15 protein-coding genes are annotated in these 20,290 nt (G+C 60.0%); 12 read left to right on the top strand and 3 right to left on the bottom strand.

The window, feature by feature from the left end; all coding sequences use genetic code 11:
* Positions 1–100: 100 nt before the first annotated feature.
* On the top strand, positions 101–1,039 hold the full coding sequence (locus B0G62_RS01615) for a GDP-mannose 4,6-dehydratase (RefSeq protein ID WP_103701874.1): 939 nt from the start codon (positions 101–103) through the stop codon (positions 1,037–1,039).
* Positions 1,040–1,070: 31 nt separating this feature from the next.
* Here B0G62_RS01615 and B0G62_RS01610 read toward each other — a convergent pair whose 3' ends face one another.
* Positions 1,071–1,922 carry a symmetrical bis(5'-nucleosyl)-tetraphosphatase gene (locus B0G62_RS01610; RefSeq protein ID WP_103701872.1) on the bottom strand — a complete coding sequence of 284 codons (852 nt, stop codon included), beginning with the start codon at positions 1,920–1,922 and terminating at the stop codon, positions 1,071–1,073.
* Positions 1,923–2,291: 369 nt separating this feature from the next.
* Between B0G62_RS01610 and rfbB the strand changes: the two genes are divergently transcribed.
* The 8 genes from rfbB (at position 2,292) to B0G62_RS01570 (ending at position 11,682) form a co-directional block, all read left to right on the top strand.
* Positions 2,292–3,353: a dTDP-glucose 4,6-dehydratase gene (gene rfbB / locus B0G62_RS01605; RefSeq protein ID WP_103701870.1), complete on the top strand. Its 1,062-nt coding sequence runs from the start codon at positions 2,292–2,294 to the stop codon at positions 3,351–3,353.
* A gap of 13 nt (positions 3,354–3,366) precedes the next feature.
* The gene (rfbA, locus tag B0G62_RS01600) at positions 3,367–4,245 is read left to right on the top strand and encodes a glucose-1-phosphate thymidylyltransferase RfbA (RefSeq protein ID WP_103701868.1); all 879 of its coding nucleotides are present in this window, start codon (positions 3,367–3,369) and stop codon (positions 4,243–4,245) included.
* Positions 4,245–4,796 carry a dTDP-4-dehydrorhamnose 3,5-epimerase gene (gene rfbC / locus B0G62_RS01595; RefSeq protein ID WP_103701866.1) on the top strand — a complete coding sequence of 184 codons (552 nt, stop codon included), beginning with the start codon at positions 4,245–4,247 and terminating at the stop codon, positions 4,794–4,796. Before rfbA ends, rfbC begins: the two co-directional genes overlap by 1 nt.
* Positions 4,789–5,721 carry a dTDP-4-dehydrorhamnose reductase gene (gene rfbD, locus B0G62_RS01590; protein WP_103701864.1) on the top strand — a complete coding sequence of 311 codons (933 nt, stop codon included), beginning with the start codon at positions 4,789–4,791 and terminating at the stop codon, positions 5,719–5,721. Before rfbC ends, rfbD begins: the two co-directional genes overlap by 8 nt.
* A gap of 537 nt (positions 5,722–6,258) precedes the next feature.
* Positions 6,259–7,053: an ABC transporter permease gene (locus B0G62_RS01585; RefSeq protein ID WP_103701862.1), complete on the top strand. Its 795-nt coding sequence runs from the start codon at positions 6,259–6,261 to the stop codon at positions 7,051–7,053.
* 15 nt (positions 7,054–7,068) lie between these two features.
* Entirely contained in the window at positions 7,069–8,385 is a 1,317-nt protein-coding gene (locus tag B0G62_RS32420; protein ID WP_103701860.1) for an ABC transporter ATP-binding protein, read from the top strand.
* Positions 8,382–10,283, top strand: a complete 1,902-nt coding sequence (locus B0G62_RS01575) for a glycosyltransferase (RefSeq protein ID WP_103701858.1) — start codon at positions 8,382–8,384, stop codon at positions 10,281–10,283. The genes B0G62_RS32420 and B0G62_RS01575 overlap by 4 nt, the downstream gene beginning before the upstream one ends.
* A 55-nt stretch (positions 10,284–10,338) precedes the next feature.
* The gene (locus B0G62_RS01570) at positions 10,339–11,682 is read left to right on the top strand and encodes a class I SAM-dependent methyltransferase (RefSeq protein WP_103701856.1); all 1,344 of its coding nucleotides are present in this window, start codon (positions 10,339–10,341) and stop codon (positions 11,680–11,682) included.
* Positions 11,683–11,750: 68 nt separating this feature from the next.
* On the opposite strand, the gene B0G62_RS32025 is transcribed toward B0G62_RS01570, so the two are convergent.
* The gene (locus B0G62_RS32025) at positions 11,751–12,182 is read right to left on the bottom strand and encodes a hypothetical protein (RefSeq protein ID WP_244193115.1); all 432 of its coding nucleotides are present in this window, start codon (positions 12,180–12,182) and stop codon (positions 11,751–11,753) included.
* Between B0G62_RS32025 and B0G62_RS01565 the strand changes: the two genes are divergently transcribed.
* The 3 genes from B0G62_RS01565 (at position 12,072) to B0G62_RS01555 (ending at position 17,842) form a co-directional block, all read left to right on the top strand.
* Positions 12,072–15,458 carry a glycosyltransferase gene (locus B0G62_RS01565; RefSeq protein ID WP_244193103.1) on the top strand — a complete coding sequence of 1,129 codons (3,387 nt, stop codon included), beginning with the start codon at positions 12,072–12,074 and terminating at the stop codon, positions 15,456–15,458. The two genes, B0G62_RS32025 and B0G62_RS01565, sit on opposite strands and share 111 nt — an antisense overlap.
* Positions 15,455–16,489 (top strand): GDP-mannose 4,6-dehydratase, encoded by a 1,035-nt coding sequence (gene gmd / locus B0G62_RS01560; RefSeq protein ID WP_103701852.1) that lies wholly within the window; start codon positions 15,455–15,457, stop codon positions 16,487–16,489. Before B0G62_RS01565 ends, gmd begins: the two co-directional genes overlap by 4 nt.
* 168 nt (positions 16,490–16,657) lie before the next feature.
* Entirely contained in the window at positions 16,658–17,842 is a 1,185-nt protein-coding gene (locus B0G62_RS01555; RefSeq protein ID WP_103701850.1) for a glycosyltransferase, read from the top strand.
* 110 nt (positions 17,843–17,952) lie between these two features.
* Here B0G62_RS01555 and B0G62_RS01550 read toward each other — a convergent pair whose 3' ends face one another.
* Positions 17,953–20,019 carry an acyltransferase family protein gene (locus B0G62_RS01550; RefSeq protein WP_103701848.1) on the bottom strand — a complete coding sequence of 689 codons (2,067 nt, stop codon included), beginning with the start codon at positions 20,017–20,019 and terminating at the stop codon, positions 17,953–17,955.
* Positions 20,020–20,290 lie beyond the last annotated feature (271 nt).

Raw genomic sequence — 20,290 nt, 5'->3', positions numbered from 1 at the left:
AATGTTGTTGGCGCGTGTGTTTTCCGGAGCGCGCCCCGTTTGCATCGTCCGACAGATTGCCGGACATTTTGCAGTCAAGAGTACGTTAGGAGAGTTGAGTATGACATCGCGATCTGGTCAGTCCGTCCAAACCCTGGTGACAGGCCGGCGGGGCTTCACGGGCGCCTATCTGTCCGATGTGCTACACGCCGCTGGTCATACGGTGGTGTCCGGTTCGTACAAGGATGCGTCTTCGGCTGATTCGCGCGACACCGACTTCGATATCACGTCGATCGAGCAATGCCGGCGCGTGATCGATGAACTCCGGCCCGATTACATTGTGCATCTCGCGGCCATCAGCTTCGTGGGCCATGCCAACGATCTCGAGTTCTATCATGTGAACGTGCTAGGCACGCTCAACCTGCTGCAGGCGTGCGAAGACGTGGGGCACACGCCGCGCAAGATCCTGATCGCCAGCAGTGCAAATGTCTACGGCAACGTGGAGTCGGCCGCGATCGACGAGCAGTTTCCGCTTGCCCCCGTCAATCACTACGCAGCTAGCAAAATGGCGATGGAGGCAATGGTCAGGACATGGTCCGAGCGTCTGCCGATCGTCATCACGCGGCCGTTCAACTACACGGGCGTGGGCCAGTCGGAACGCTTCCTCGTGCCCAAGATCGTGTCTCACTTCCTGAAGCGCGAGCCGGTTATTTCGCTGGGCAATATCGACGTGGCGCGCGACTTCTCCGATGTGCGCTTCGTTGCTCAGGTCTACGGTGCGTTGCTCGAATCAGATGTGGCGGGGGAAACCTTTAATGTTTGCACGGGGCAGCCGTATTCGCTGGCGCAGATTCTGGAACTGTGCGGCGAACTCACGGGCCATAAGATTCGCGTCGAAGTGAATCCGGCCTTCGTTCGCAAGACCGATGTAAAAACGCTGGTCGGTTCGCCAGCGCGACTTCTGGCGCAGGTTCCAACAGCGAAGCCTATTCCGTTCGATGAAACGCTGCGCTGGATGCTAGGGGTGGGGCCGAGTCTGGATGCGGCTGAGCGAAACTGAAACCCGCCGTGTGCAGGGCACAGCGGCCGATTTACGTGCTGACCCTGCAGGTCGTGCAATCGACCTGGGTGAGGGTGCGATCGGCGGGCGATGGCATCAGCCGCACGGCAGACAATCGCTCGCCCCAGACGCAGCCCGAATCCAGTCCGATGAGGTTTTCCCGCAGCGTCAGGCCCAGCGACGCCCAGTGGCCGAACACCACGGTGACATCGCGCGTTTTGCGATCGGGCACATCGAACCATGGCATCTGACCCGCAGGCGCCGAGCCGAGACCGCCGCTCGACGAGAAGTCCATTTCTCCCTGGGCGTTGCAAAAGCGGATGCGCGTGAGCGCGCTGCATGTGACGCGTAGCCGCTCGATGCCTTTCAGGCGGGGTGTCCAGCGGTTGGGCTGGTTGCCGTATAGTCCGGCGAGCGTTTCCTTCCAGTTCGGTGCGCGCAAAGCGCGCTGGAGTTCGTCGGCGAGTTCCAGTACCAGGTCGACGTCCCACTGCGGAAGGACGCCCGCATGTACCATCAACATGCCGTTTTCGAAGTGCGCGAGCGGTTGGTGTCGAACCCAGTGCAGTAGGTCTTCTGCATCGGGTGCGTCGAGAATCTGATCGATCGTGTCGCCCTTCTTGGCGTTGCGGATGCCGGCGGACACCGCGAGCAGATGCAGATCATGGTTGCCGAGTACGGGCACTGCGCGTTCTCCCATCGACATGACGTCGCGCAAGGTGGCGAGCGAATCCGCACCGCGATTGACGAGGTCGCCGGCGAACCAGAGCGGCGTGCCGTCGGGCGGGGCCGCCTTGATCAGGAGTTCACGGAACTGGGTATGGCAGCCCTGAAGGTCGCCGAAAGCGAGCGGGGCGGGCTGTGTTGAGACGTTGTCTTTCATTGCGATTCGGCGCGGCCGCAACGGCTCGCATGGGAGAGGCTGCACTCGGATAAGCCAGACATGTTACCTGCTTTTGCGAGATCGCCTGGCGCCGCGAGTGCAAGAGATTGGCGTGCAACAGGACGCCGGGCCGATTTCGACATGTTCTTCGTTGCAGCAGACGACGAATATGCGTGGCGAATCGGCGCTATCGCGTCTTGCGATCGGTATGAGGATTGGCGAAGGCGGGCGAGGCGGAACAGGCACGGCGCGGCTCTATAATCGAGGGATCGGGCAGACCGTCTCGCGTAAATGGAGCAGCGACTACGCGGCAATAGCGGGGCGCACAGACGGATCACCTCTGCAGCAATACCTGAAAAAGGGAACCTCATGATTCTGGTAACGGGCGGTGCTGGTTTTATCGGCGCCAATTTCGTGCTCGATTGGACGAGACAGTCCGACGAAGCAGTGCTGAATATCGACAAGCTGACCTACGCAGGCAATCTTGGGACGCTGAAGCCACTGCAAGACAACCCGGCGCACGTTTTTGCCCGCGTGGACATCTGCGACCGCGCGGCGCTCGATGCGCTATTCACACAGTACAAGCCGCGCGCCGTGCTGCATTTCGCGGCGGAAAGCCACGTCGATCGCTCGATTCACGGGCCGGGCGATTTTATCCAGACGAATATGGTTGGCACCTTCACGCTGCTCGAGGCCGCGCGCCACCACTGGAGCACATTGCCGCAGGCGCAGAAGGATGCCTTCCGCTTTTTGCATGTTTCTACCGACGAAGTATTCGGTTCACTCGCGCCGGCCGATCCTGCGTTCTCGGAAATCACGCCCTATGCGCCCAACAGCCCTTATTCGGCGAGCAAGGCCGGCTCCGATCATCTCGTCCGTGCGTGGCATCACACGTACGGCCTGCCCGTGCTCACGACGAATTGCTCGAACAACTACGGCCCGTACCAGTTCCCCGAAAAACTTATTCCGCTGATGATTGCGAGCGCGCTTGGCGGCAAGCAGCTACCCATTTATGGCGACGGTCAGAATGTGCGCGACTGGCTGTATGTGGGCGATCATTGCAGCGCGATCCGCGAAGTGCTGGCTCGCGGCACGCCGGGAGAGACGTATAACGTCGGAGGCTGGAACGAGAAGAAGAATCTCGACGTCGTCCATACGCTCTGTGATCTGCTCGATGAGATGCGTCCGAAAGCGGCCGGCTCCTACCGCGATCAGATCACCTACGTGAAAGATCGTCCGGGCCACGATCGCCGCTACGCCATCGACGCACGCAAGCTCGAACGCGATCTCGGCTGGAAGCCTGCAGAGACGTTCGAAACCGGTCTGGCGAAGACCGTGCGCTGGTATCTCGAGAACCAGACGTGGGTCGATGAAGTCGCGTCGGGCGACTATCGAAAATGGGTTGAAATCAACTACATGCAACGCGTTTAAAGGGGCAGCAGACATGGCGCGCAAGGGCATTATTCTGGCTGGCGGCTCCGGCACGCGGCTTTATCCGATCACGCTTGGGGTTTCGAAGCAACTGCTGCCTGTCTACGACAAGCCGATGATCTACTACCCGCTTTCGACGCTGATGATCGCGGGCATACGCGACGTGCTGGTGATTTCGACACCGCAGGAAACGCCTCGATTTCAGGAAATGCTTGGCGACGGCAGTCGCTGGGGCATGAATATCCAGTACGCGGTGCAGCCGTCACCGGACGGGCTTGCCCAGGCGTTCGTGATTGGCAAAGATTTTGTGGGCAATGATCCGTCGGCGCTTATTCTTGGCGACAACATTTTCTATGGTCACAATCTCGTCAAGCAACTCGAGCGCGCGAACGCACAGGAGGGCGGCGCGACGGTTTTCGCCTATCACGTGCAAGATCCGGAGCGGTACGGCGTGGTTGAATTTGATAACGATTTCCGTGCGCTGTCGATTGAGGAAAAACCCGTTTCTCCGCGCTCGAATTACGCGGTGACGGGGCTTTACTTTTACGATAATCGGGTTTGCGATATTGCGGCCGACATCAAGCCGTCCGCGCGCGGCGAATTCGAGATCACTGACGTGAATTCCTGTTATCTGCAAGAGGGCGCGCTCAACGTCGAAATCCTCGGGCGCGGATTTGCGTGGCTCGACACCGGCACGCACGACTCGCTGATCGATGCGGCGCTTTTCATCGCGACGCTACAGAAGCGGCAGGGGCTTGTGGTCGCCTGTCCCGAGGAAATCGCCTATCGCCGAGGCTGGATCACGCCGGAGCAGGTGAGCAAGCTTGCCGAGCCCCTGTTGAAGAGCGGGTACGGCAAATATTTGAAAAATCTGCTTGAGGACCGTGTTTAATGCCGATCAAAGTAATTCCAACTGCGCTGCCCGACGTCAAGATAATCGAGCCAAAAGTGTTCGAAGATGCGCGTGGTTACTTTTTCGAGAGTTTCAACGCGCGCGATTTCGCGGCGCAGACCGGTGTATGCAGCGAATTCGTGCAGGACAACCAATCGCGCTCCGCGAAGGGCGTAGTGCGAGGTCTGCACTATCAGATCGAACATGCGCAGGGCAAGCTTATGCGCGTGGTGCAGGGCGAAGTGTTCGACGTGGCGGTGGATTTGCGGCGCAACTCGCCCACGTTCGGCAAGTGGGTGGGCGTGTTGCTGTCGGCGGCCAATCACCGCCAGCTTTGGATTCCGCCGGGCTTTGCGCACGGGTTCGTGACTGTGTCCGCGTCCGCGGAAATGCTTTACAAAACGACCGACTACTGGTTCCCGGAGCACGAACGCACGCTGCTCTGGAATGACCCCGCCATCGGCATCGAGTGGCCGGATGCGGGTGAGCCGATCCTCGCGCCGAAGGACGCCGCCGGCAAACTGCTTGCCGAGGCGCAGACGTATGAGTGAAGCACGTGTGGACGCGTGGCGTCCCATTCTTGTGACGGGCGCGCGAGGGCAAGTCGGTTCAGAACTGACGCGCACGCTGCAGGGGCTTGGGCCGATTGTCGCGGTCGATCGTGCGCGCCTCGATCTCGCCGATCACGCTCGCGTGCGCGCATTTGTGCGCGAACTCAAGCCTGCGATGATCGTCAATGCGGCCGCTTACACGGCGGTGGATCAGGCAGAAAGCGACGTGGATAGCGCGCGCCTGATCAACGCCGGGTTGCCGCGCATACTGGCCGAAGAAGCCTGCGATCTCAACGCGCTGCTGATTCATTACTCGACCGATTACGTGTTCGATGGGCGACTCGACCGTCCGTATCTCGAAACGGATACGCCGAATCCACTCAATGTCTATGGGCAGACCAAACTCGCGGGCGAGCGCGCGATCGAAGCAGTGGGCGGCAAATATTTGATCTTTCGCACGAGTTGGGTGTACGGAGCGACGGGCCGCAACTTTATGTTGACGATGCTGCGTCTCGCGAAAGAAGGCCGAACGTCACTCAATGTTGTCGCAGATCAACTCGGTGCGCCGACATGGAGTTCTTCGATTGCGGCGCTCACCGCGCATATCGCGTCGCGCTACTACCTGGGCGGGGATGGCGCCGCCTGGTGGCGCGAGCGAGCGGGCATCTTTCATTTGACGTCTCGCGGCGAAACTTCATGGCACGGTTTTGCCACCGCAATCTTTAATGCAACAAATTGTAATTCCGTCTGCGTTCGAGCCATAGCAACCGAAGACTACCCGACTCCCGCGCAACGCCCCGCTAACTCACGGCTTTCGTGCGAAAAACTTGCGCGCCTGTTCGGGCTTGCTGTCCCCGACTGGAACGTTGCATTGATGCAATGCCTGGAGGAATACGGCCGTTGTGCGTCTTTGCACTGCAAATAAGGGACAGTTTCATGAGGGTCGTCCCCTGGAGCTCCACAGTGCGCAAATGCTGGCATCGTACTCGCAGGCGAGGCCGTTACATTTGCTCGCGTACTTGCAGGAATCCCGCTATTCAAGGCATCGGCGAGACGCTATTATTTGCCGAACTTGCGGGTTGCGCCTCCGGGCACGTATTCTGCTTGCATGGGCACGCCAGGAATCGGACGGGCAGGTTGTTTGCGTTTTCCCGCCATGGCGTAGATTGTCCCTTTTCTCCTTGATGTCGATGACTGCCTGGGCTGGTAAGACAGTCATCGGGACCCGATGCGTGGCGCTCGTTGGCGTGCCTGCTCATCCAACTGGCCCATCAACTGCAAGGCGCACAGCCAGCACGACATGAAGAAGATCTGAAGGAGGCCGGGGCCGGCCGACATGCACCAGTAATCCGGTCTGAAAGGTTAACTGGAATGTGGCCGAGAACATCATCTCGCGTTTCACGTAGCTGGACGTGTTAGCGAATGATGGGGTTTCTTTCGTGACGTTTGAGGACACTATTACATGCCGATGATCTTGAGGGCGCTATGGGTTTACCGCGGCTTTGTCGCGAGTAGCGTCAAGCGGGAGTTCCAGTCGAAATACCGGAATTCCCTGCTGGGAGCGACGTGGACCGTACTTAACCCCCTGGCGATGATCGTCGTCTACACGGTCATTTTTGCGAACGTCATGCACAGCCGTCTGCCGGGTGTGAGCAGTACATTCGGCTACAGCATCCACCTGTGCGCGGGCGTCCTGACGTGGGGGCTCTTCGCTGAGATTACGGCCCGTGCCCAGAATACGTTTCTTGAGAACGCGAACATGCTCAAGAAGCTCAACTTCCCCCGTCTGTGCTTGCCAGTGACGGTTGTTGCAAACGCGCTCGTGAACTTTGCCATTATTTTCGGGCTGTTCACGGTGTTTCTTATCGTCACGGGAAACTTTCCCGGTATGGCTTTTGTCGCGCTCGTGCCGGTATTGGCAGTTATGGTGGCGTTCGCAATTGGCCTCGGTATCACGGTGGGCGTGCTGAACGTTTTCTTTCGCGACGTCGGCCAATTCTTCAGCATTCTGCTTACCTTCTGGTTCTGGCTGACGCCCATTGTCTACCCCGCGAATATCCTGCCTGAACGCGTTCAATCCATCATGCGCTTCAATCCGATGGCGAGCCTCACGAGTGCCTGCCAACTGATTCTCGTACAAAATCAGTGGCCGGATTGGTCGAGCCTCGGGTTTCCGGTAATTCTGGCGGTCGTTTTCTGCGTCATCGGGCTTGCGCTCTTTCGCAAGCATGCCGGCGAAATGGTCGACGAACTCTAAGGCGGAACAAAACTGATGGGCAGCATTACCGTAACAGGCCTCGGAAAGGCCTATAAACAATACTTCAGCCAGTGGTCGCGTCTTGCCGAATGGGTCGATCCGCGCAAGCGCCCGCGCCATCGCCTGCGCTGGGTGCTCAGTGACATAAACTTCTCGGTTGAACCCGGTGAGGCGGTTGGTATCGTTGGCATCAACGGCGCCGGTAAGAGCACGCTGCTAAAAATCATCACCGGTACGACGCAGCCGACGAAAGGCTCCGTCAGTATTCATGGCCGTGTAGCGGCATTGCTCGAACTGGGCATGGGCTTCCATCCTGACTTCACCGGGCGGCAGAACGCTTTCATGGCTGGTCAGTTGCTCGGGCATAGCATTGCCGAGATCGAGCGACTGATGCCGTCGATCGAAGCGTTCGCCGAAATCGGTGAGTACATCGATCAGCCGGTTCGCGTCTATTCGAGCGGCATGCAGGTGCGCCTGGCGTTCAGCGTGGCGACTGCGGTGCGTCCTGATGTGTTGATCGTCGACGAAGCACTTTCGGTCGGCGACCGTTACTTTTCGCAAAAATCTTTCGACCGCATCCAGAGCTTCCTCGATAGTGGCACGACTTTGCTGTTCGTCTCCCACGACTCGACGGCCATCAAGACGTTATGCGATCGCGCAGTGCTGATGGAGGGCGGACGCATTACCATGATGGCCGATCCCGAATCGGTCATCGACCGCTACAACGGTTTGCTGCTGGAACGCGCGAACAAGTTATCTGACAAGCCGGCAGCGCTGGCTCAGCCCAAAACGGCGCAAGAGTCGACTCAGCCAGCGCTCCAGGAGGACGCCGGCCGGCACGCTGGCGGTCGGCATGTGGATGGCTTTCGCGAAATGCATGCCCAGGTCGATAGCGGCGAAGTCGCGCTCACCTCGTTTCGCGTGTTCGACAAGGACAACCGCGAGGTAGTGGCTGTTAATTCCGGTGAAGAGATCACGATTCGCTATTCGATCAAAGCGCTCAAAGATCTCGACGATTTGTACATGGGTTTCTCGATCCGGAACAATCTCGCGGTCTCCATCTTCAACACGAATACCCACGCGTTGCATCGTGATCCTGTCGCGCTGAATCAGGGGGAGTCATGCGAAGTCGTTTTTCGCATGAAGTTGCCGCTGCAGGCCGGTCAATATGGTCTGTGTATGGGCATTGCGTCAGGCGCGCTCGGGCCGGCTGGTTTCAGCCGCTATCTGATCAACGTCGTCAATGCGGAAGTCATCGAGGTCATGGGTAATGGCGTGGACCGCTTCGGCGGTATCGTCAATCTGGCGCCCATCTGCGAGCTTGCACCATGATCATGCGTTTTATTACGATCACCACGGCCAACTACGCGCGCAATACGATTCGCCTCGTGCGAAGCCTCAAACGCGTGCATCCCGATGCGGACATTACCGTCTTTGCCGATGAGGCTGCTCTGGCCCCGCGTTTCGCAGCCTACGGGGCGAAGTTGCACGTGCTTCCACAGATCGGAGCCCTGAGCGTCAAACGTGCGAAATTTTTTGCCTATGCGATCGCTGCGAAGGCGGGCGATTTCGTTTATCTCGACGGCGACATTGTTGTGCTCAAGTCGCTTGAGGCGCTGTGGGCTGTCGACGCATTCACCTCGACGCGCGACGATCTGCGTGGCTGCGATTTCATCCCGGACCGCAGTCGCCCGTGGGCGAGCCGTCCGGAATTGAGCGGCGCCGGTTACTTCAACAGCGGTGTGTTCTACGCGCCCGCCGGGATGACGCAATTCTTCGAGCGCGTGTGCGACGATGTGCTTGATGATCGCGACTGGAACGATCTGATCATCCCGGGCAAACTGCACGATAACCACTATCTGTGCGCAAAGATCGTGCAGTACGGTATTGAAACGCGGTTCGTTTCCGAATACGCGTACAACTGGCAAGGCTTCCTTCAGGGCAGCGACCTGCGCTGCCACATCGGCGAGGCGGGCGACCTGCTGTCGGATGCGACCCACGAACCGCTCCATCTCGTCCATTTCGCGGGGGTTTCGTCGATCGAGACGTTCATTGCCAGCTTGCCGGCCGATGTGCTTGGCGTGCTGGCAAGGGCGCTTGGCGCGGATGATACGGGCATGCTTGAAGCACTTGCCGCACTTGTCCCCGAACAGGCATCGCAAGCGCGCCCACTCGTGCCGTTGCTCAAGGCGATGGGGGCCGCAACCCAAGCGAATCCATACAGGCCGGGGGCAGACACTTCACTGTTGCGGGACGATGCGTTGTCGGTTGCCTCAATCGCGCTCTCGATTATTGGCGACGACACACGATGGAACGGTTTGCGCTGCGGCAATGCCTATTTGAGTGCGCCCGAATATCGTCAGCTGCGTGATTTCATCAAGGCGGCACGAATCGACAGCATCCTCGAGTTTGGTGCCGGCTATACGACCGTGTTGTTCCATCGTCTCGTGAAGCGTCAGATGGCGCTCGAAGGCTGGGATGGCCCGTGGTTTCAGTTCGCGCGCGAGCAGGGCGCTGCAGCGCAGCTCGTGCCGTTTTCGCACGAGTCGGGATTCGTCGAAGCTCCGCTTAAGGCTGCGACGGGTGACGTCCTGAAGGCGGCGGCCAAGTCGATGGTCTTCCTCGATTCTCCGCAGGGCACCGACAGCCGCGCTCGGGTCGCCGAACAGATCATCGAACATGCCGCGTTTGTCGACTTTGTCGTGGTGCACGACTCGGTGCGCGATGCGCGCAACGTCTTCCGTCTTGCCGCCGCACTCAATATGCGCGTGCTCGGTCACTTTCCTTCGTTGCGGGGGCTGACTTTCCTTGGGCGCGAAGCTGTCGACATGCCGCAAGCGGCGCCAGCGCTCGACGCCCAGGCGGCGCAAAGGGTGAGTTTTTCGGTTCAGCGCGAGCAGTTCGTGCAGCAGGAGGGCCATGCGTGGCGTGCGTATATCGAGTTGCGTAATGACGGCGACGCGATCATCCCGGCCACTGGCGAACACGCCTGGCATTTCGCACTCCATTTCGAGTGCGAAGATAACCGCATCGTGTGGGATACGCCACGCTACACGCTACCAGCCGATCTCGCACCGGGTGACACGCTAGCGTTCTGGGTTGCCTACGACGGCCAGAGCGGCCCGTTAAAGTCAGCGCAGTGCGATTTCGTGAAGGAAGGGGAGTACTGGTGGTCTCAGGTTCGTGGCAAACCATGCCCGGCTTTTAGTACCTCATCCTCAGAAACCTGAGCGCGCTGCGGGTGCGGCTGCGGATCCAGACTGATTAATCCGATTTCCGGTTGTTATGGTTGACAATTTTTATCGAGCGTTCGAAGACCGCTATCGCGGTTCGCGAGACCTCATCAAATCACGACTGCAGGCATACCGGCCTTTCATCGGGGCATTGCATGAGGCGTTGCCCGATGGGAACGCGCTCGACCTCGGTTGCGGGCGCGGCGAATGGCTGGAGGTCATTTCATCGGCGGGCTTTCGCGCGCGCGGCGTTGATCTCGATGACGGTATGCTCGAAGCGTGCCGTGAACTCGGACTCGATGCCACACATGACGATGCCCTTTCGGCGTTGCGTGCGCTGCCGGATGCGGGCGTTGGTGTCGTGTCGGCTTTCCATGTGGTCGAGCACATCAGCTTTGAGGACGTGCGTACGCTGGTGAGCGAAGCGCTGCGCGTGCTTGTGCCGGGCGGTCTGTTAATCCTTGAGACGCCGAATCCGGAAAACGTTGTCGTGGCCGGCGAACGCTTCTATATGGACCCGAGTCACGTGAAGCCGCTGCCGCCGCCGCTATTGGGCTTCGCCGTGGAATATGCAGGCTTCGAACGCGTCAAGATCGTTCGCCTTCAGGAGCCTGAGTCGCTGCACCATCCAGAGGCGGAGATTACGCTCCTGAACGTGCTGGAGGGCGTGAGTCCGGACTATGCGGTGGTTGCGCAGAAGCTGGGCGACGAAGCGACGATGGCCGCAACGGCGGCAGCGTTTGAAGCGGAATACGGCCTCACGCTGCCTGGTCTCGCGACGCGCCACAACCAACACCTTGAATCACGGTTGCATGGCATCGAGACGCGACTGCAGGCTACGCAGGAGCTGACGAGGTTGGCGGAGGCCAAAGCGATGGAAGCTCAACGGGAAGCGCAGGAATTGCAGTCCACGGTAAAGCAGGCCCTCGACAGCGCGATCCGGGAAGTTGGAGATGCGCGTCTGGCCAATGAGCGCGTGGCGCAACTTGAGGCCCGCGTGCAGACGGCCGAGGCCAAAGCCCATCAGCTTCATCTGCAGCTCGAAGCCGTCCACGCGAGCACTTCGTGGCGAATCACGGCGCCGTTGCGACGTGTGGGTTTGATTGCCCAGGCGGTACGCCGCGATCCGGTCAAGATCAGCGCCAAGCAGGCGTTGCGTCACGCCGCGCGCTATGTGAACCGGCGCCCGTGGCTCGCGAAACCCGCGCTGCGAGTGCTGGGCCGCTTTCCCCACTTGAAGCTGCGCCTCGCGCGTGCCGTGAGCGGGCTCGAATTGCATTCAACGCAAAGCACGATCGCCATCCCGAGCGACGCCGCGCATCTTACGCCCCACGCGCGTCAGATCTACGCCAACCTGCGTTCGGCCGTCGGGCGCCGCGAGAAAGGGGATCTTTGATGCGCATCGTCATCGACATGCAGGGTGCGCAGAGCGCCAGCCGCTTTCGCGGAATCGGGCGCTACACGCTAGGTTTCGTTCAGCGTGTAGTGGCGAACCGTGGCGAGCATGAGGTGATTCTTGCGTTGAGCGGGATGCTGCCCGACGCGATCGAATCCATTCGTTCCGCCTTTCGCGGCCTGCTCCCTCAGGAAAACATTCGCGTCTGGTATGCGCCCGGTCATACCGCCGAGTTTGGCGGCAACGACTCGGGCCGCGAAGTCGCGGAGCTGATTCGCGAGGCCTTCCTCGCGAGCCTCAAGCCCGATGTGATCCACGTCACGAGCATGTTCGAAGGCTATGTCGACGATGCGATCACAAGCATCGGTCGGCTGGATCGCACGACGCCCGTGAGCGTCTGCCTCTACGATCTGATCCCTCTGCTCAATCCCGCGGAATACCTCGCGCCTAACCCGCGCTATGAGGAGTACTACCGGCGTAAGGTGCAGTACACGGAACATGCAAAGTGCCTGCTCGCGATTTCGGAGTCGTCGCAACGCGAGGCACAGCAATGCTTGAATGTGCCGCCTGAGCGCATTTGCAACATTTCCAGCGCAATCGAGCCGACGTTTCGACCGCTTGAAATCGATGCGCGGACATCGTCGCAATTGCGCGCGAAGTTTGGACTGACGCGGCCGTTCCTGCTTTATACCGGCGGCGCCGACGAGCGCAAGAATCTGCGGCGTCTGATTCAGGCCTATGGCGCGTTGCCGCGCTCGACTCGTTCGAAGTATCAGTTACTGCTCGCCGGGCAAATGACGCAAGGCCGCATGGACGAACTGCGTGCCGATGCGACCAACGCGGGACTAGCGCAGGACGAACTGCAGTTCACCGGTTACGTCAGCGACGAGGAGCTCATCCAGCTCTACAACCTGTGCTGGCTTTTCGTGTTTCCGTCCTGGCACGAGGGCTTCGGTCTGCCGGCGCTCGAAGCGATGGCGTGTGGCGCACCGGTGATCGGTGCGAACACAAGCAGCCTTCCCGAAGTGATCGGGCTTGAAAGCGCGATGTTCGATCCGCTAAGTGTAGAGGCGATCACCGCGAAGATGGCGCAGGCGCTCGAGGACGAGCCGTTTCGTGCGATGTTGCGAGAGCATGGTCTTCAGCGAGCGCATTTGTTCTCGTGGGACGAGACGGCGCGGCGCGCCATCACCGCGTGGGAAGCGCTTCAGGCTGAGCCTGAGCACAACACGCCGCCGTTGGGCGCGACGCCAGGGCGCAAGCCGCGACTGGCGTTCGTCTCGCCGCTGCCGCCCGAGCGCACCGGTATCGCCGACTACAGCGCTGAATTGCTGCCTGCGCTGTCCGCGCATTACGATATCGAAATCGTGTCGGCGCAGGAGCGCATCGATTTGCCTTGGGCGCGCGACCACGCCAAAGTGCGCGACGTCGAATGGTTACGCGCCAACGCTGGCCGGGTCGACCGCGTGCTTTACCACATGGGTAACTCGCCGTTCCATCAGCATATGCTCGGGCTGATGCGCGAAGTGCCGGGCACGGTCGTGATGCACGATTTCTTCATCAGCTCGTTGCTCGCCTGGCTTGAAACGCACGCCGGCGCTGGGAGCATCTGGAGCGAGGCGCTGCACGAGGGGCACGGCTATGCAGCCGTGCGCGAGCGCTTTCTCGATCTTGACCGCGCGCGGCGGGAATATCCCGCGTCCCTTGGCATTCTGCAGGCGGCGCAGGGTGTCATTTTTCATTCGAATTATTCGCGCCACCTCGCACGCACCTGGTATGGTGAGGCCTCGGCGCAGAACACCGCTGTTATCCCGCTGCTGCGCGAATCGGCGAAGCGTACGGATCGTTCGGCCGCGCGCGCCGAACTCGGACTTGCCGACGACGCTTTTGTCATCTGCAGCTTTGGTTTTCTCGATCAGACGAAGCAGAACGACCGTCTGCTGAACAGCTTTCTGCACAGTGCACTTGCGGCTGACAAGCGTTGCGAACTGGTATTCGTCGGCGAAAACCATGGCGGCGACTATGGCGCAGCACTGCTCAAAACGATTGAGGCAAGCGGCATTAAAAGCCGTGTGCGGATCACAGGCTTTGCTTCGCGGGAGATGTTTCATCACTATCTCGCCGCGGCCGATCTCGCGGTACAACTGCGCATGCATTCGCGCGGTGAAACATCGGCGGCAGTGCTCGATTGCATGAATTATGGGCTGCCGCTGATCGTCAACGCGAACGGTTCGCTGGCCGAACTGGATCGCGACGCGGTGTGGCTGCTCGACGATGTGTTCACTGATGCGGACCTCACCAATGCGCTTGAAGCGCTCTGGCGTGACGCCGACCATCGCCGCACGCTGGGTTCGCGTGCGCAGCACATCATCGCAAGCGAGCATTCACCCGAGGCATGCGCGCAGCGTTATACCGAAGCCATCGAGCAGTTCTATGCGCGAAGCAGGACATCGCTGTCCGCGCTTGTGAACGAGATCGCGCGTCAGCCGCATTTTTCACCGGACAATGAGCGTCTGTGTCAGGTGTCGGGCTCGCTGGCTGCCACGTTTGCGCCTTTGCGTCCCGCACGTCGTCTGCTGCTCGACGTCACGGCTACCTGTGGCAACGATCTAAAGACGGGCATTGAACGAGTTGTCCGTGCGCTCACGATCGCGTTGCTGCAGGCGCCGCCGGCGGGGCTTTCCGTCGAACCGGTTTATCTGAGCAATGAGTCTGGTCGCTGGCATTACCGGGCGGCGTCCGCGTATGCGATGGAGTTGCTCGGTTGTCCGGCCGATGCGCTGCCCGACGAAGTGATCAATCCCGAGCAGGGAGATATCATTCTCGGACTGGATCTCGCGGGCGACACGCTTGTTCAGGCGGCAAGGGAAGGACTCTTTCGGGAATACCGCGACCGGGGAGTCGGGGTGTATTTTGCGGTGCATGATTTGCTGCCGGTCCGCATTCCGGATGTCTTTCCGCCGGGCGCCGACGAGAATTTTTCGCGCTGGCTCAACGAGATCGCACGTTTTGACGGCGCTGTCTGCGTGTCGAAGGCCGTCGCCGATGATCTCGTCCAGTGGCGTACCGAGCAGGGCCTGGCGGCCGAGGGGGAGCGGCCGTTCAAGGTGTCGTGGTCGCATCATGGCGCCGATGTCGGCAATTCAGCACCTAGTCGCGGCCTCACGCCGGACGCGGGGGCAACCCTGCGCGCGATCAGGTCGCGGCCGAGTTTTCTGCTCGTTGGAACGATCGAGCCCCGGAAGGGCTACATGCAGGTGCTGGAAGCGTTCGAGCAGCTCTGGCGTAATGGCGTGGATGCCAATCTGGTCATCGTTGGGCGCGAGGGCTGGAAGGGTTTGCCCGACGCCATGCGTCGCGATATCCCTGAGACCGTGCGCTGCCTGACGACGCATGCCGAGAAGGGAAAGCGCCTGTTCTGGCTCGACGGCATCAGCGACGAGTATCTCGAAGAGGTCTACGGCGCGTGTGCGTGCCTCGTTTCGGCGTCGTTCGGCGAAGGCTTCGGTCTGCCGTTGATCGAAGCTGCACGGCATCAAATGCCACTGTTTGTTAGAGATATTCCTGTGTTCCGGGAAGTCGCGGGCGATCACGCGTATTACTTTACCGCCCAGAATGGAACCGAGCTGGCTACCGCCATCGAGGCGTGGCTCGCTCTGCATGCAAAAGGGCAAGTACCCGAATCCGCTGGGATTGCATTCCTTACGTGGGAACAAAGCGCCAGGAATCTGGGCAATTTCATCGCAACCCAAGCCACTTTGTTGGTTGACCTATGAAGACATCGATCATTACCGGCATTACCGGCCAAGACGGCGCTTATCTCGCGCAACTTCTGCTTGAGAAGGGCTATACCGTTTACGGCACGTACCGACGCACCAGCTCGGTCAACTTCTGGCGAATGGAGGAGCTCGGGATCCAGTCACACCCGAATCTACACCTCGTCGAACACGACCTGACCGATCTGGCTTCGAGCATCCGTCTCGTGCAGAAGGCGCAGCCTGACGAAATCTATAACCTCGCGGCGCAAAGCTTCGTGGGCGTGTCGTTCGATCAGCCCGCCACGACGGCGGAGATTACCGGCATCGGCTGCCTGAACCTGCTCGAAGCGATCCGCATCGTCAATCCGAAAATCCGTTTCTACCAGGCCAGCACGTCGGAAATGTTCGGCAAGGTGCAGGCCATTCCGCAGGACGAAAGCACGCCGTTCTGGCCACGCAGCCCGTACGGCGTCGCCAAGCTCTACGCGCACTGGATCACGGTGAACTATCGCGAAAGCTACGACATCTTTGGTTGCAGCGGGATCCTGTTCAATCACGAATCGCCGTTGCGCGGCCGTGAGTTCGTCACGCGCAAGATCACGGATTCGGTCGCCAAGATTTCGCTGGGCCAACTCGATGTGCTCGAACTCGGCAATATGGACGCCAAGCGCGACTGGGGCTTCGCGAAGGAATACGTGGAAGGCATGTGGCGCATGCTGCAGGTCGAAACGCCGGACACCTACGTACTTGCGACAAACCGGACGGAAACGGTGCGCGATTTCGTGCGTATGGCGTTCAAGGCGACGGGCGTGACGCTCGACTTCAAGGGCAAGGACGAGAACGAAGTGGGCGTCGATACGGCCACGGGCAAGACGCTCGTGCGCGTGAATCCGAAGTTCCACCGTCCGGCAGAAGTCGATCTGCTGATCGGCGATCCGGCCAAGGCACGCGAAGTACTGGGCTGGGAGCCGAAGACCAACCTCGAATCGCTCTGCGAAATGATGGTCGCAGCCGATCTGCGTCGCAACAAGGCGGGCTTCTCGTTTTGATGTGCGGCGGCCGGTCGTCTACCCCTGGTGGCCAACGACGGGCACGCACAATCCGCGGGTGGCTTTCCTGGCCGCTAGCAGGCATTCGGGGCACGTGACGGCAAAGCCACACAGTCCACGGATTGGAAACCATGCGCGAATTGAGTTTGCGGCGAATCAACTATCTGGATGGCGGTCGCGTCGATCCTTCTTTGGCGGAGTGCCGCAATCTTGTCTGACGAAAACAATCTACGCGTCCTGCATGTCTATCGCACGTATTTTCCCGATCCGCAGGGCGGCATGCAGGAAGCCATCCGGCAGATCTGTCTGGCGACCCAGACGTACGGCGTAAGCAACACCATCTACACCCTGTCGCCCGACCCCGAACCTGCCGTGCTCGCGCGCCCGGAAGCCCGTGTGGTGCGCTCGCTGTCGTGGGCCGCGCCGGCGTCGTGCGATCTTGGCACACCCGCATCGCTCAAGCGCTACCGCGAACTGGCGGAGGAAGCCGACGTCGTGCATTTCCTGTTTCCGTGGCCCTACGGCGATCTGATGCACGCGCTGATGCGCCCAAGGACGCCGTCGGTGGTGACTTATGTGTCCGACGTCGTGCGACAGCGATGGCTCGGCAAGCTCTATGAGCCACTGATGTGGCGATCGCTTCGGAACGCGAAGGCCGTGGTCGCGAACTGCCCAGGCTATATCACGTCGAGTCCGGTGCTCAGTACGCCGGAGATCAACGCGAAGGTCAGCATGATTCCACTTGGCATTGTCGAGGATTCGTACGCGAAGACTGCGGACGAGGGCATCTTTGGGAAACTCGGTCTGGAACCCGATGAGCCGTTCTTTCTATTCGTGGGCGTGTTGCGCTACTACAAGGGCGTCCAGACGCTCGTACACGCGGCGAAATCGGTGAACGCGAAGATCATCGTCGCCGGCACCGGCCCAGAAGGAGCGGCATTGCGCGACCTGAGCGCATCGCTGAGCGCCGACAATGTGCAGTTTGCCGGCCAGATCAGTGATGAAGAGAAGATCGCGCTGCTCAAGGCGTGCCGTGCGCTCGTGCTGCCTTCGCATCTGCGCTCCGAAGCCTTCGGCATGGTGCTCGCGGAAGCGGCGTTGTTCGGCAGGCCTTCTATTTCCTGCGAGATCGGCACGGGCACGTCGTTTGTCAACATGCATAACGAGTCGGGACTGGTTGTGGCGCCAGAGAACGTAAAGGAGCTGGCCGACGCCATGAATGAGCTGCTTGGCGACGATGAGCGGGCCAGGACGCTCGGCCTCGGCGCGCGTGCTCGCTATGAACGGCTTTTCTCGGGGCCGGCTTTGGGGCAGGCCTATGCGAAGTTGTTCCGGGAGGTGGCGAAAGCCTGACATTCGCCGTCGCGCAAGTTAGCGGCAAGTTGGTTACCGGTCTCTTGTACTCTCAAAAAAGCGAGCCCGACTTGAGTGTCGTGGGCTCGCTTCTTTGTGCTCGGGGATGTCTAGTTCGCCTGAGATGCCACTACACCCTGCTCCTGCTTCGTCGTCACGAACTGTTCGAAGGACGGCGCGACAAGACGATTGCCGAACCCGCTCAAATGGTCTCCGTCAAAAAACAACGGTTTGCCATCACGATACGCGCTGCATCGGTTCGCTCCTGCTGGGCATAAGATCGGGAAGGGATCCCAGACCGATACGGCGGGGACAGCCGACGCCATTTCCTTGAGACCATCGAGCGCCGGCTTTCGCAGGGCTTCGATCTCTGTGCGGTCGATGTCTGAACCGTCCTTACAAATCGGATTCGTGCGGTTATAACTTTCGGCACAACGATACGTGGGGGACCGGAAGATGGGCTTCGGCGCTTCGAGCACGACACGCGCGCCTTTGGCCGTAAACTCGCGCAACACCGATTCACCGTCGATGATGGCCTGGTTGCGGGCCGCCGCCGATTGCGCGTCGAAAATCAGGCCTTTCATTTCCGCGTCAGTAAAGCGAATCCACTGATCTGCAAAACGCGGCAACCGGAGCGATGGCAGGAACACGACGTCACCAGGCTGAAGCTTCTGGAGCATGTCCGCCAGTGCAACCTGGGTATTGGCTTTGCAGTTTGCGTCATTTTCGCGCCAGGGTTGCAGGCTGAGGAATGGGCAACCTCCGTTGTTATAGAGCGTAACCTGCGCCCCCGTCGCCATCGCGTAGCTTCGATAGAGGCCTTCATAGCCGACCGCGTGCGAATCGCCGATTGCGAAGACTCGCGGCCCCCTTACTGGTTCGGAGCAGTTTGCGCGCGCATAGGTCGCGAAATAGCCCGTGCCGATCGGAGTCATTGTCGTCGCGATCACACAGTTGGGATGGTCGGGGCTAATCGCATCGCCGTATGGATACCAGTCTGCAGCATTGCGCGTGACGGTACTCATGGAAATCCGGGGCTGATGCTTGTCGAGTGCCGACGAAGCTGCGCAACCTGAGGCGATCAGGGCGAGCCCGAAACCGATCGCTGCAATGCGGGGCAGCCTGCGCGCGGCGCGGCGCGGCGGCGTTTCGATGAAATAGTACGACGCGACGGACAACGCGGTCACGAGCACGACAGCACTGACAATCTGTACTGTGCTCTCAAGGCCCGTTGTCCATCGATACATTACGAATACCGGCCAGTGCCACAAGTAGAGTGAATATGAAATCTTGCCGATGAAGCGTGGTACTCGATGCGTCAGGATGGTGCGGGCGATGCCGCCCTTCCGTCCGTGCAGGCAGCCCAGTACCGCAGCCGTTGCAAGGACGGGCAGCACGCAGGTCGGGAAGGGCGCCCGTTGAGACTGGGCGATTGCCAGTCCGACAATGAGCGCAATGGTTGCGAGGTCGCCAACGAGTGCCAGGGGGCGTGAAGCTGCACTTTCCGTTGTGAAGGAGTGTCCGCGCAACGACATGAACTGGTAAAGCAGGACGCCAACGCCCAGTTCCCAGAATCGGCCCCAGGTCAGGTAGAACGCTTTTGTCTGGTCGACGTGTGCAAGCCAGATCGCGCACATAAACGAGGCGATCAGGCCAGCGACGAAAAGGAAGACCGAAATGCCCTTGCGGTTATGCAGCCACGCGAAGAACAGGACCGGAAACACTACATAGAACTGCTCCTCGACTGCGAGCGACCATGTATGCGTGAATGGATTGAATTCGGAAATCGGGGAGAAATATCCGCTTCCCTGTGCGAGTATGAAGTTCGATAGTCCGAAGAACGCGTAAAAACCCGTCTCCTGATTGGAATGGGAGAGCCAGGCTTCCGGCACCAGAATGGCAAGCGCTGCTGACGTTGCAATCAGGCACGCTACAAGCGCGGGCGTGATCCGCACCAAACGACGCGAGTAAAAATAAAGGAAGAACTTCGGCAGGCTGATACCTTGCAGCGAGCCTACCGACCCGGCAACGACGAATCCCGATATGACGAAAAAGACATCGACGCCGGCAAAGCCGCCTGGCAGCCAATGTGGATTCAAGTGGTAAACGATGACGGACAGCACGGCGATAGCCCTGAGTCCGTCAATATAGGGAGCGTAGAGAACCTTGTTATCCATGTGTGGGATATCGTTGGAGAGCCGCCGAATAATAGCGCATTAGGGAGCGTGCCAGGCCGGCAGGCTCCGGGCGAGGGCTCCTGGTGATGCTAACCAAAGACGTAGGCACATGTTCGTCGCGAAACCGCGGTGCGGTATCATGTCTGATTAAGGTCGTCGGCGACAACGCTCGTCTGGCGCTGGATTTTGTGCCTGACGTGCGTGTGCGAAAACGCCATGGTTGGCCGGAAACAGGGCTGTCGGTGGGGGCGAACCAAAGATGACATGGCCA

It is taken from the genome of Paraburkholderia eburnea, from assembly GCF_002917095.1.
Classification (GTDB): Bacteria; Pseudomonadota; Gammaproteobacteria; order Burkholderiales; family Burkholderiaceae; genus Paraburkholderia; species Paraburkholderia eburnea.
Note: the sequence above shows the minus strand (reverse complement) of the source record. Positions and strands in the feature narration are given on the sequence as shown.